The sequence below is a fragment of the Lentisalinibacter orientalis genome (assembly GCF_040706535.1).
In the GTDB taxonomy this organism is placed as follows: Bacteria; Pseudomonadota; Gammaproteobacteria; order Steroidobacterales; family Woeseiaceae; genus Lentisalinibacter; species Lentisalinibacter orientalis.
Map to the genome: position 1 here is coordinate 2094967 of NZ_JAPDRJ010000001.1, position 12803 is coordinate 2107769.

The following is a 12803-nucleotide window of genomic DNA, read 5'->3' on the forward strand; positions in this document are numbered from 1 at the left end:
CATGTTCACCGGTATCGTGCGCGCCGTCGGCCGCATCGAGCGCATCGACCAGCGCGGCGGCGACGTCCGCCTCGCCATCGCCACCGGCCCCGACCTGGATTGCAGCGTCTACGGCACCGGCGAGAGCATCGCCGTCTCCGGCGTCTGCCTGACGGCGCTGAACCTGCACGCCGGCGGTTTCGAGGCGGACGTGTCGCGGGAGACGCTGGACGTCACCAGCCTCGGCGACAAGGGCGTGGGCAGCCGGGTCAACCTGGAGCCCTCGCTGGCGCTGGGCGACCGGCTCGGCGGCCACCTGGTCACGGGCCACGTGGACTGCCTCGGCCGGCTGGAGAGTCGCAGCGAGGACGCGCGCTCGGTTAGACTCACGTTCTCGCTGCCGCGGGAGTACGCGCGCTACGTGGCCCGCAAGGGTTCGGTGGCCGTCGACGGCGTCAGCCTGACGGTGAACGAGGTCGGGCCGGAGCGTTTCGAGGTGAACATCATCCCCCACACGGCGGCCGTCACGACCCTGGGCGAGCTCGCCCCCGGCGCCGCCGTGAACGTCGAAGTGGACCTCATGGCGCGCTACGCCGAACGGCTGTTGAGCGCGGAAGGCGGCGGCGTGGATCTGGATTTACTGAAGGCCAATGGTTATGCCTGAGACCGCAAAGAAGGACACGGGCGAGAAGATCCGTTTCTCGCCCATCGACGAGATCGTCGCCGACATCCGTGCCGGGCGCATGGTGATCATGGTCGACGACGAGGACCGTGAGAACGAGGGCGACCTCATCATGGCCGCGAACAGCGTGCGGCCCGAGGACATCAACTACATGGCCCGCTACGGGCGCGGCCTGATCTGTCTCACCCTGACCCGTGAGCGCTGCGAGCAGCTGCGCCTGCCGCTGATGGTGGGCCACACCAACGCGATGCACGCCACCAATTTCACCATCTCCATCGAGGCGGCCGAGGGCATCACCACCGGCATCTCGGCCCACGACCGGGCCCGCACCGTCCAGGCCGCCGTGGCGCCGGACGCGAAGCCGGAGGACCTCTCCCAGCCCGGCCATATCTTCCCGGTCATGGCCCAGCCCGGCGGCGTGCTGACCCGCGCGGGGCACACCGAGGCCGGCTGCGACCTGGCCCGCCTGGCGGGCATGGAGCCTGCGGCGGTGATCGTCGAGATCCTGAACGAGGACGGCAGCATGGCCCGGCGGCCGGACCTGGAGGCCTTCGCCAACCGGCACGGGCTGAAGATCGGCACGATTGCCGACCTGATCCGCTACCGGCTGGAGAAGGAGGTCTCGGTCGAGCGCATCAGCGAGCACTCGGTGCAGACCGGCGAGGGCGAATTCCGCCTGTTTTGCTTCGAGGATCACGTCAACCGCACCGTGCACGTGGCCCTGGTGCACGGCACGATCCGGCCGGACTCGACGCCGCTGGTGCGCGTGCACATCCAGGATACCCTGGGCGACGTGGTGGGCGTGCGCGACCCGGCCTTCGGTTGGCCCCTGCGCGACGCCATGCGCCGGGTGGCGGCGGAGGAGAGCGGCGTCATCGTCATCCTGCGCGACCAGGAGGGCCCGCGGGAGTTCATGGAGGCCGTGGCCGCCATGGAGCGCCCGGTGGAGGAGCTCGAGCGGCGCCGGGACGGGGCGGCCGTGCTGCGCACGTATGGCGTGGGCGCCCAGATCCTGCGCGATCTCGGCGTGCACCGCATGCGGGTGCTCTCCGCGCCGAAACAGATGCATGCCATCTCGGGCTTCGGCCTCGAGGTGGTGGACTACGTTCAGGGCCAGTGACCGGCCACCGGGTGACGGACGGGAAATCGATGGACAATATCAAGACCGTGGAAGGCGACCTGGTCCTGCGCGATGCCCGCATCGCCATCGTGGCCGCGCGCTTTAATGACTTCATCGTCGACCGGCTGGTGGGCGGCGCCGTCGATACGCTGCTGCGCCACGGCGCGGCCGAGGCGGATCTGGAGCTGATCCGGGTGCCGGGCGCCTGGGAGATCCCGCTGGCCGTCGACAAGGCGGCGGCCGGGCGGCGCTTCGAGGCGGTCATCGCCCTCGGTGCGGTGATCCGCGGCGCCACGCCGCATTTCGACTACGTCGCCGGACAGTGCGTCAAGGGCATCGCGGCCGCGGGCGAGCGCCACGGCGTGCCGGTGGCCTTCGGCGTGCTCACGGTGGACACCATCGAGCAGGCGGTCGAGCGGGCGGGCACCAAGGCGGGCAACAAGGGCGCGGAGGCCGCGCTGTCGGCCATCGAGATGATCAATCTGCTCAGGCGCCTCGACTGAGCCGCCCATGAGCAGAGCCCCCGCAACCTCCCGGCGCAGCCGCTCGCGGGAACTCCTGGCCCAGGCGCTCTACCAGGCCCAGCTGACCGGCCAGGAGCACGCCGAACTCGCCCGTCAGTTCGCCGAGCGCGACGAGTACGCGCGGGTGGATAAGGACTGGTTCCGCGAGATCCTGAAAGGGGCCATGGCGCACCGGGCCGACCACGAGGCGGACATCGCCGGGTTCGCCGACCGTCCCTTCGACCAGCTCGATCCGGTGGAGATCGCCGTGCTGCTGGTGGGGCTGGAGGAGCTGCGCCATCACCCGGAAGTGCCGTTCCGCGTGGTCATCAACGAGGCGGTGTCGGTGGCGCGGCGCTACGGCGCGGAAGACGGCCACAAGTACGTCAACGCCATCCTGGACAAGGCCGCGGCGCGCTATCGCCAGCCGGAGAAGGCCGTCGTCCGGCGCTAGCCCCTCCGACCCGACGCCGGGGACCCCTTGGACGAATTCCAGCTCATCGAACGCTACTTCCACCGGCCGCCTCCGGGCAGCGCCGGCGTCGAGGTGGGCGTGGGCGACGACGGCGCCATCGTGCGGCTGCCGCCGGGCCGCGAACTGGTCGTGGTCGTCGACACCCTGGTCGCCGGCGTGCATTTCCCCGCGGACATGACGCCCGCGGACGTGGGCTACCGGGCCCTGGCCGTGAACCTCAGCGATATCGCGGCGATGGGTGCGGAGCCCGCCTGGATGACGCTGGCGCTGACGCTGCCGGCGCCGGACGCCGACTGGCTGGAGGGCTTCGCCGCCGGCCTCTGGGGCCTGGCCGAGCGCCACGGCGTCGCATTGGTCGGCGGCGACACGACCCGCGGGCCGCTCACCGTCAGCGTGGAGGTGCTGGGCCACCTGCCCGCGGGTACCCGCCTGCTGCGCGGCGGGGCCCGGCCGGGCGACCGGGTCTTCGTGAGCGGCACGCCGGGCGATGCCGCGGCGGGCCTCGGCCTGTCGTCGCCCGCCGGTGCGGCAGAACGCCGGCTGCGCGCGCGCTTCCTGCGGCCCGAGCCCCGGCTCGGCCTCGGCCTCGCGCTCGCGGACCGGGCCCGCGCCGGCATAGCCGCTATAGCTGCCATAGACGTCTCCGACGGCCTGCTGGCCGATCTGGCGCACATCTGCGAGGCCAGCGGCGCCGGCGCGGTGATCGACGAGGAGCGTCTGCCCCTGTCGGCGGCACTGCTCGAGGTGGCGGGCCGCGAGCGCGCGGCCGAGCTCGCGCTGACCGGCGGCGACGATTACGAACTCTGCTTCACGCTGCCGCCTGACGTGGCTGCGGACGAGCTCTCCGCCGATGTGGCCGTCACCGAGATCGGCGTCATGACGCCGGAGCCGGGCATCCGGCTGCGCCGGCAGGGGCGCGACGTGCCGCTGCCGGGGGGCGGCTATCGGCACTTCGGAGACGGGCCATGAGCCGGCCGTCGGCGCGCACCGTCTTCGGCGATCCGATCCACTTCCTGGCCTTCGGCGCGGGCGCGGGCCTGGCGCCTAAGGCGCCCGGCACCGTGGGCTCCCTGTGGGGCGTGGCGCTCGCCTGGCTCACCGCCGGCTGGGCGCTGCCGGCCCAGCTCGCGCTGCTGGCGGTGCTGATCGTGGCGGGCTTCGGCATCTGCGGCGAGAGCGCCCGGCGGCTCGGCGAGCACGACCACCCCGGCATCGTCTGGGACGAGATCGCGGGCTGCTATCTGACGCTGCTGGTGGCCGGCCCGGAGCTCGTGTGGCTCGTCGCCGGATTCGCCGCGTTCCGGCTGTTCGACATCTGGAAACCCTGGCCGATTCGGGACCTGGATCACAGACTCCACGGAGGCGCCGGAATTATGCTCGACGACGTCGTTGCGGGGGTCTACGGCGCCCTCGCTCTCGCCGTCCTCGAATGGATCAGCAGCACCTCGTTAAGTTAAATGGGACAGCCAGTCGCCACACACGCCTCTTCGTCCGTCCTGCCGGAGAAGATCGGCAAGTACGTCATCATCAACGAGGTGGGGCGGGGCAGTACGGGTAACGTCTACCTGTCGCACGATCCGTACTACCGGCGCGACGTCGCCATCAAGGTCTACAACATCGGCAACGACGAGGACGACGCGGAGCGCACGCGGGTCACCCGCAAGATGTTCTTCAACGAGGCCCACATGGTGGGCATGCTGCAGCACCCGAACATCCTGCCCATCTACGATGCCGGCGAGGAAGACGGCAAGTACTACGTCGTCACCGAGCACGTCCACGGCGCGCGCACGCTGGCCAAGTACTGCAAGCCGGACAACCTGCTGCGCGTCGACGACGTCGTGGAGATCATCTACAAGTGCGCGAAGGCGCTGCACTACGCGCACAGCCGCGGCGTGATCCACCGCGACATCAAACCCAGCAACATCATGCTCACGACCGACAACGACGTGCGCATCATCGACTTCGGCATCGCGCTGGTGAACGACTCCGACGTCTCCCAGATCCAGGGCATCGCCGGCTCGCCGAGCTACATGTCGCCGGAGCAGGTGCAGTCCCACGCGCTCACCAACCGCTCTGACCTCTATTCGCTGGGCGCGGTGATGTACGAGCTGCTGACCGGTTTCCGGCCTTTCCGCGCCAACAACCTGTCGAAGCTGCTGCACCAAATCGTCTACGCCACGCCCCAGCCCATCCTGCGCTACCGCGACGACATCGGCGAGGAGCTGGAGAACGTGGTGGCCGTGGCGCTGCAGAAGGATCCGGACAAGCGTTACGCCAACGGTCTCGCGCTGGCCGCGGAACTGACCCGGGTCTACCAGCAGCTGCGCGAGCGCTACGACAGCCTCGACAACAACGAGCACTTCAACCTGCTGCGCCAGCTGCGTTTCTTCCACGACTTCTCGCACAGCGAGATCTGGGAAGTGCTGCGCGCGAGCGACTGGCGGGAATACAAGGAAGGCGAGGAGATCGTGCGCGAGGGCGAGATCGACGACCGCTTCTACATCATCGTCGCCGGCCAGGTGTCGGTGTCGAACCACGGCCGCGAGGTCGGCCGCCTCGGCCCGGGCGAGTGCTTCGGCGAGTCGAGTTACGTCAGCGGCGCCAAGACCCTGGCGTCCATCAGCGCGCGCAAGCCGCTGACCTTGCTGAGGGTGAGCGCCACCCTGATGGAGCAGGTGTCCTCATCCTGCCAGCTGCGTTTCAACAAGGTGTTCCTGCGCTCGATGATCCATCGCCTGCAGCTCGCCAGCCAGCCGCTGGAAGACACCGCGCCCCACGACGTGCACCCGGCCGGTTGACGGCCGGTATGGGCGAGGCGGGCTGACGCCACTAGTCTCCCGGTTCGAACGGGGCGGTCTCCTCCTCGCCGCCGGCCTTCTTCAGCAGCACTTCCACCTTCTGCTCGGCGTCGCGCAAAGCCGTCTGGCACTGGCGCGTCAGCGTGATGCCGCGCTCGAATTTCTTCATGGCTTCCTCCAGCGGCAGGTCGCCGGTCTCCATCTCCTCGACCAGCGACTCCAGTTCGCCGAGCGCCTGTTCCAGATTGATATCTTTGTGTTTCTTGCCGGCCATGGGCGTTCCCCTTGCAGATTGCGGCTACGCTACCGGCGCCACCCCGGCGGGTCAACGCGCGCCCGCGCGCGGGCGCTTGACAGGGGCAGGGGGCCTTTCTAGACTTCCTCCTAACTTTAGACTCAGTCTAAACCCACCGTTCACCCACCCTGCTTAAGGAGCATCGAGATGGAACTGAAAGGCAGCAAGACCGAACAGAATCTGAAGGACGCGTTCTCCGGCGAGTCCCAGGCCAACCGCCGTTACCTGTACTTCGCGTCGAAGGCCGACGTCGAGGGCTACAACGACGTGGCCGCCGTGTTCCGCTCCACCGCGGAAGGTGAGACCGGCCATGCCCACGGCCACCTGGAGTACCTGGAAGCCGTCGGCGACCCGGCCACCGGCGAGCCCATCGGCGACACCGCCTTGAACCTGAAGGCCGCCATCGCCGGCGAGACCCACGAGTACACCGACATGTACCCCGGCATGGCCAAGACCGCCCGCGACGAGGGCTTCGACGAGATCGCGGACTGGTTCGAGACGCTGGCCAAGGCCGAGCGCTCGCACGCCAACCGTTTCCAGAAGGCCCTGGACACGCTGGACAGCTGATCCGGCTGAAGGGGGCGGCCGGGCCGGCGCGGTCCGGCCGCCCCTTGTCTTTTCTGAGGTCTTTTCTGCGGGAGAACAAGAATGAGCGACGAGCGTCGGGAAGGCAGTCTGGAGGCGCCCACACGCCATCCCATCGACTGGAAGAATCCGGAATTCTGGGACGAGAAAGCGCTGTTCGACGAGATGGAGCGCGTGTTCGACATCTGTCACGGATGCCGCCGCTGCTTCAACCTCTGTCACTCCTTCCCCACGCTGTTCGACGCGGTCGACGAATCCGAGACCATGGAGCTCGACTCGGTGCCGAAGAAGGCCTACTGGGACGTGGTCGACCACTGCTACCTCTGCGACATGTGCTACATGTCGAAGTGCCCGTACGTGCCGCCCCATCCCTTCAACGTGGACTTCCCCCACCTCATGCTGCGGGCGAAGGCGTTCCGCTTCCGCCGCGACGGCGCCTCCACCCGGGACAAGATCCTCTCGTCGACGGATACGGTGGGCAAACTGGCCGGCATTCCCGTCGTCGTGCAGGCGGTCAACGCGGCCAACCGGAGCAGGACGGGGCGCAAGCTGCTGTCGAAGACGCTGGGCGTGCATCCCGACGCGCCGCTGCCGCCGTACCACTCGTCCACGGCCCGCAAGCGGCTGAAGTCCCACCAGGGGCGCAGCGGCGAGGGTGCCGAGCCCGCCGGCCGCACTAAGGGCCGGGTGGTGCTGTTCACCACCTGCTACGGCAACCGCAACCTGCCGTCCATGGACGAGGACCTGGTCGCCGTGTTCGAGCACAACGGCATACCGGTGACGCTCGCCGCGAAGGAACGCTGCTGCGGCATGCCGAAGCTCGAGCTGGGTGATCTGGATGCGGTGGCGAAGGCGAAGGACGTCAACGTGCCGGAACTCGCGCGCTGGGTCGACGAGGGCTGGGACATCGTCGCGCCGGTGCCCTCCTGCGCGCTGATGTTCAAGCAGGAACTGCCGCTCCTGTTCCCGGAGGACGAGCAGGTGGCGAAGGTGCGCGACGCCATGTTCGACCCGTTCGAGTATCTGGCCATCCGCCACAAGGAAGGCAAGCTGAAGACCGATTTCTCGCAGCCGCTGGGCAAGGTCTCCTACCAGATCCCCTGCCACCTGCGGGTGCAGAACATCGGCCAGAAGACCCGGGAGATCCTCGCGCTGGTGCCGGATACCGAGGTGAAGGCCATCGAGCGCTGCTCCGGCCACGACGGCACCTACGCCGTGAAGCAGGAGTTCCACGACACCTCGGTGAAGATCGCCCGCCCGGTGGTCCGCCAGGTGGACTCCGCGGCGCCCGATCACTTCGTGAGCGACTGCCCCATGGCCGCCGAGCAGATCGCCCGCGGCACCGACAAGGTGGACGCCAACCATCCCATGAGCCTGCTGCGCAGCGCCTACGGAATCTGAGACTGACGACCGAATCGACCACAGGGACGCGAAGACTATGGACAAACTGACCGCCGACGACCTGATGACGCTGGAGACCTACGCTCGGGAACGGGCCGGCTTCAGGGCGAAGGTGCTGGAGCACAAGAAGAACCGCCAGATCAACCTGGGCGAGAACGCCACCCTGTACTTCGAGGACCGGCTGACCATGCAGTACCAGGTCCAGGAGATGCTGCGCATCGAGAAAATCTTCGAGCCCGAGGGCATCGCCGAGGAGCTGGACGCCTACAACCCGCTGATCCCGGACGGCAGCAACTGGAAGGCCACTTTCATGGTGGAGTTCCCGGACGAGCAGGAGCGGCGCGAGCAGCTGAAGCTCCTGCGCGGCATCGAGGATGCGGTCTGGCTGCAGGTGGAGGGCTGCGAGAAGATCCGCGCCATCTCCGACGAGGATCTGGAGCGCGAGGACGACACCAAGACCTCCGCCGTCCACTTCATGCGCTTCGAACTGGCGCCGGAGATGGTCCAGGCGCTGAAGGGCGGCGCGAAACTCTCCGCGGGCATCGACCACGACCGCTACAAGGCGGAGGTGGATCCGGTGCCCGAGGCCACGCGGCGCTCGCTCACCGCCGACCTCGACTGAGGCCCCGCAACGCTCCCGCTGCAACGGCCCTGGCGGCCTCCGGCGGCTCCCGGCATATCTGCGGGACCGCCGGGGTTTTTTCTGCCCAGCCCGGCCGGGCATCCTGCTAGAATCCCGGCCGTGACACTCGCCGTCCCGTTGCGTAACACCCTATGAATCAGAGATACAGCGCCGCCGACATCGAGGTGTTGAGCGGTCTGGAGCCCGTGCGCCGTCGCCCGGGCATGTACACCGACACCACCCGTCCGAATCATCTCGCCCACGAGGTGGTGGACAACAGCGTGGACGAGGCGCTGGCCGGCCACTGCCGGCTGATCGATGTCACGGTGCACGACGACGGCTCGGTGGCCGTGAGCGACGACGGCCGCGGCATGCCCGTGGACATCCATCCCAAGGAGAAGATGCCCGGCGTCGAGCTGATCCTCACGCGCCTGCATGCCGGCGGCAAATTCTCCAACAAGAACTACCAGTTCTCCGGCGGCCTGCACGGCGTCGGCGTCTCGGTGGTGAATGCCCTGTCGAAGCACCTGGAAGTCTGGATCCGCCGGGACGGCAAGGAATACAACATCTCCTTCGCGGGCGGGAACAAACGCAGCAAGCTGGAGGTGGTGGGCACCGTCGGCAAACGCAATACGGGCACCACCATCCGCTTCTGGCCCGATCCGCAGTACTTCGACTCGCCGAAAGTCTCGCTCTCGCGCCTGCGCCACGTGCTGAAGGCGAAGGCCGTGCTCTGTCCCGGCCTCACCGTGCGCCTCACCGTCGAGAAGACGAAGGAGACCGAGGAATGGTGCTACCAGGACGGCCTGGAGCAGTACCTCACCGAGGCCGCGGGCGACGTGGAGCACCTCCCGGAGACGCCGTTCTCCGGCAGCATGAGCGGCAACCAGGAGGCGGTGGACTGGGCGCTGTACTGGCAGGCGGGCGAGGGCGGGACCGGCGTGGGCGAATCCTACGTCAACCTCATCCCCACCCTGCAGGGCGGCACCCACGTCAACGGCCTGCGCACCGGCCTCACCGACGCCGTGCGCGAGTTCTGCGAGTTCCGCAGCATCCTGCCCCGGGGCGTGCGCCTCGCGCCGGAGGACGTCTGGGACGGGGTCGATTACGTGCTGTCGGTGAAATTGGAGGATCCCCAGTTCTCCGGCCAGACCAAGGAACGGCTCTCGTCACGCCAGTCCGCGGCGTTCGTCTCCGGCGTGGTGAAGGACAGCTTCGGGCTGTGGCTGAACCAGCATCCGGAGACCGGCGAGAAGATCGCGGAACTGGCCATCGGCAAGGCCCAGCGGCGTCTGAAGGCGGCCAAGAAGGTGGTGCGCAAGCGGGTCGTGTCCGGACCCGCACTGCCCGGCAAGCTCGCCGACTGCACCAGCCAGCAGCCGGAGCTCTCGGAGATCTTCCTGGTGGAGGGCGACTCGGCCGGCGGCTCGGCCAAGCAGGCGCGTAACCGGGAGACCCAGGCGGTGATGCCGCTCAGGGGCAAGATCCTGAACACCTGGGAGGTGGATACCGCGGAGATCCTGGGCTCCCAGGAGGTGCACGACATCAGCATCGCGCTCGGCGTGGACCCGGTCAGCGGTGATACCGCCAACCTGCGCTATCACAAGATCTGCATCCTGGCGGACGCAGACTCCGACGGACAGCACATCGCGACGCTGCTCTGCGCGCTGTTCCTGCGCCATTTCCCGGACCTGGTGGCGGCGGGCCACGTCTACGTCGCCATGCCGCCGCTGTACCGCATCGACGTGGGCAAGGAGGTTTACTACGCGCTGGACGAGGGCGAGCGCCGCGGCATACTCGACTCCCTGGCCGCGGAGAACCGCAAGGCGAAGGTGGCGGTGACCCGCTTCAAGGGCCTCGGCGAGATGAGCCCCGCGCAGCTGCGCGAGACCACCATGAACCCGGACACCCGGCGGCTGGTCCAGCTCACCGTCGAGGGCAAGGAGCAGACCGACCAGCTGATGGACATGCTGCTGGCCAAGAAGCGCGCCTCCGACCGGCGCCGCTGGCTGGAGCAGAAGGGCAATCTGGCGGACGTCTGACGGCGGCCGCCACCCCCGCGGGGGACACAGACAACCGGTCAACACTATGCAGAACACCCTGAATCTCGAGGGCGTGGAACGCCAGCCGCTGAAGGAATTCACCGAGAAGGCGTATCTCGACTACTCGATGTACGTCATCCTGGACCGGGCGCTGCCGCGCATCGGCGACGGCCTGAAGCCCGTGCAGCGTCGCATCATCTATTCCATGAGCGAGCTCGGGCTCTCGGCGGCCTCCAAGCACAAGAAATCGGCGCGCACGGTGGGCGACGTGCTCGGCAAGTTCCACCCCCATGGCGATGCCGCCTGCTACGAGGCCATGGTGCACATGGCCCAGTCGTTCTCCTACCGCTACCCGATCATCGACGGCCAGGGCAACTGGGGCTCCACCGACGATCCCAAGTCCTTCGCCGCGATGCGCTACACGGAGGCGCGGCTCACCCCGTATGCGGCACTGCTGCTGGCCGAGCTCGGCCAGGGCACGGTGGACTGGGAGCCCAACTTCGACGGCTCCCTGGACGAGCCCCTGGTGCTGCCGGCGCGGCTGCCGAACCTGCTCCTGAACGGCACCACGGGTATTGCCGTGGGCATGTCCACGGACGTCCCGCCCCACAACCTCACCGAGGTGGCCGAGGCGCTGGTGCTGCTGCTGGACAAGCCGCGCTCGACGATCAGCGACCTCATGCAGCACATCCGCGCGCCGGATTTCCCCACCGGCGGCGAGCTGGTGTCGTCGGCGGCCGACATCGAGCAGATCTACGCGACGGGCGGCGGCACGCTCAGGCTGCGCGCGGCCTGGCGGGAGGAAGGCGAGCACATCGTCGTCACTTCGCTGCCGCACCAGATCTCCGGCTCCCGCGTGCTGGAGCAGATCGCCTCCCAGATGCGCGCGAAGAAGCTGCCGATGGTGGAGGATCTGCGCGACGAGTCCGACCACGAGGAGCCCACGCGGCTGGTGATCACGCGCAAGTCGAAGCGGGTGGACAGCGAGCAGCTCATGTCGCACCTGTTCGCCACCACCTCGCTGGAGCGCACGCTCCGGGTGAACCTGAACGTCATCGCCCTGGACGGCCGGCCGCGGGTGTTCGATCTCAAGTCGCTGCTGACCGAGTGGCTGGAGTTCCGCAAGGCCACGGTGACCCGCCGGCTCGAGTACCGGCTGAAGAAGGTCACGGAGCGCCTGCACATCCTGGAAGGCCTGCTGATCGCCTACCTCAACATCGACGAGGTGATCGCGATCATCCGCGAGGAGGACGAGCCCAAGGCCGTGCTGATGGAGCGCTTCGGCCTGACCGACGCCCAGGCGGAGGCCATCCTGAACCTGCGCCTCAGGAACCTGGCCAAGCTGGAGGAGATGAAACTCAGGGGCGAGCAGGACGAGCTGGCCGCCGAGCGCGCGGACATCGAGAAGACGCTGGGCAGCAAGGCGCGCCTGAAGACGCTGCTGAAGAAGGAGATCCGCGCGGATGCGGAGCGCTACGGCGACGAGCGGCGCACCCGCATCGTCGAGCGGGAGGCGGCCCAGGCACTGGACGAGACGGAGCTGGTGGCCAGCGAGCCGGTCACGGTCGTCCTGTCCGAGCACGGCTGGGCGCGGGCGGCCAAGGGCCACGAGATCGACCCGGCCACGCTGAACTACAAGTCGGGCGACGGCTTTCGCGCGGCCGCGCGGGGGCGCAGCAACCAGACCGCCGTGTTCATCGATTCGACCGGCCGCGTCTACAACGTGCTCGCGCACCAGCTGCCCTCGGCGCGGGGGCAAGGCGAGCCCCTGTCGGGGCGCTTCAACCCGCCCGACGGCGCGAGCTTCCAGGGCGTCATGATCGGCGACGCCGACGACCGCTGGGTGCTGGCGAGCGATGCGGGCTACGGTTTCGTGGTGACGCTGGGCGAGCTGGCGACCCGGGCCCGGGCCGGCAAGGCGGTGCTGCGGGTGCCGAAGGGCGGTAACGCGGTGATACCGGCGCCCACCGAGTGGGTGGAGGGCGAGTTGCTGGCCGCCGTGAGCAGCACCGGCCGCCTGCTGGTGTTCGACCTCGACGACCTGCCCGAGCTCGCCAAGGGCAAGGGCAACAAGATCATTGGCATTCCCACGAAAAAGTACCAGAGCGGCGAGGAGCGGATGGTGGCCGTTGCTGCGGTGCCGCCGGGCGCCGGTCTGGTGGTGCACTGCGGGAACCGCCACATGACGCTGAAGGCCGGCGACCTGGAGCATTACCTGGGCGAGCGGGGCCGTCGCGGCGCGATGCTGTCGCGGAACTACCGCAAGGTCGACCGGCTCGGCCTCGACTGAGGCGCGGCGTC

13 protein-coding genes are annotated in these 12803 nt (G+C 68.5%); 12 read left to right on the forward strand and 1 reads right to left on the reverse strand.

The genetic code is table 11. The annotated features are described in order from the left end of the window. Position 1: 1 nt before the first annotated feature. The 7 genes from ACJMK0_RS09245 to ACJMK0_RS09275 are packed head-to-tail and all read left to right on the forward strand — an operon-like array spanning position 2 to position 5557. Positions 2–643: a riboflavin synthase gene (locus tag ACJMK0_RS09245; RefSeq protein WP_405237625.1), complete on the forward strand. Its 642-nt coding sequence runs from the start codon at positions 2–4 to the stop codon at positions 641–643. Positions 644–671: 28 nt separating this feature from the next. After that, entirely contained in the window at positions 672–1781 is a 1110-nt protein-coding gene (gene ribBA / locus ACJMK0_RS09250) for a bifunctional 3,4-dihydroxy-2-butanone-4-phosphate synthase/GTP cyclohydrolase II (protein ID WP_405237938.1), read from the forward strand. Positions 1782–1810: 29 nt separating this feature from the next. Beyond that, positions 1811–2284, forward strand: coding sequence for a 6,7-dimethyl-8-ribityllumazine synthase (gene ribH / locus ACJMK0_RS09255; RefSeq protein ID WP_405237627.1), 474 nt, complete (start codon positions 1811–1813; stop codon positions 2282–2284). Positions 2285–2291: 7 nt separating this feature from the next. Beyond that, positions 2292–2738 (forward strand): transcription antitermination factor NusB, encoded by a 447-nt coding sequence (nusB, locus tag ACJMK0_RS09260; RefSeq protein ID WP_405237629.1) that lies wholly within the window; start codon positions 2292–2294, stop codon positions 2736–2738. 27 nt (positions 2739–2765) lie between these two features. After that, positions 2766–3728, forward strand: a complete 963-nt coding sequence (thiL, locus tag ACJMK0_RS09265; protein WP_405237631.1) for a thiamine-phosphate kinase — start codon at positions 2766–2768, stop codon at positions 3726–3728. Then, positions 3725–4216: a phosphatidylglycerophosphatase A family protein gene (locus tag ACJMK0_RS09270; RefSeq protein WP_405237633.1), complete on the forward strand. Its 492-nt coding sequence runs from the start codon at positions 3725–3727 to the stop codon at positions 4214–4216. The genes thiL and ACJMK0_RS09270 overlap by 4 nt, the downstream gene beginning before the upstream one ends. Continuing rightward, entirely contained in the window at positions 4217–5557 is a 1341-nt protein-coding gene (locus ACJMK0_RS09275) for a protein kinase domain-containing protein (RefSeq protein WP_405237635.1), read from the forward strand. It abuts the gene before it with no gap. Between the two features lie 31 nt (positions 5558–5588). Here the strand turns inward: ACJMK0_RS09275 and ACJMK0_RS09280 are convergent, their stop codons facing one another. Further along, positions 5589–5831: an exodeoxyribonuclease VII small subunit gene (locus ACJMK0_RS09280; protein WP_405237637.1), complete on the reverse strand. Its 243-nt coding sequence runs from the start codon at positions 5829–5831 to the stop codon at positions 5589–5591. Between the two features lie 168 nt (positions 5832–5999). Between ACJMK0_RS09280 and ACJMK0_RS09285 the strand changes: the two genes are divergently transcribed. From ACJMK0_RS09285 to parC, 5 genes are all read left to right on the forward strand, one after another. Then, a complete protein-coding gene (locus ACJMK0_RS09285; RefSeq protein ID WP_405224047.1) occupies positions 6000–6419 on the forward strand; it encodes a rubrerythrin family protein in 420 nt (139 codons plus the stop codon). Between the two features lie 81 nt (positions 6420–6500). Beyond that, positions 6501–7838 (forward strand): heterodisulfide reductase-related iron-sulfur binding cluster, encoded by a 1338-nt coding sequence (locus ACJMK0_RS09290; RefSeq protein ID WP_405237639.1) that lies wholly within the window; start codon positions 6501–6503, stop codon positions 7836–7838. A 37-nt stretch (positions 7839–7875) separates the two neighbouring features. Beyond that, positions 7876–8460, forward strand: coding sequence for a DUF3501 family protein (locus tag ACJMK0_RS09295; RefSeq protein WP_405237641.1), 585 nt, complete (start codon positions 7876–7878; stop codon positions 8458–8460). 152 nt (positions 8461–8612) lie between these two features. Next, complete coding sequence (parE, locus tag ACJMK0_RS09300; protein ID WP_405237643.1) at positions 8613–10502, forward strand: DNA topoisomerase IV subunit B; 1890 nt, start codon at positions 8613–8615, stop codon at positions 10500–10502. 46 nt (positions 10503–10548) lie between these two features. Continuing rightward, positions 10549–12792 (forward strand): DNA topoisomerase IV subunit A, encoded by a 2244-nt coding sequence (gene parC / locus ACJMK0_RS09305; protein WP_405237645.1) that lies wholly within the window; start codon positions 10549–10551, stop codon positions 12790–12792. The last annotated feature ends 11 nt before the right edge of the window (positions 12793–12803 follow it).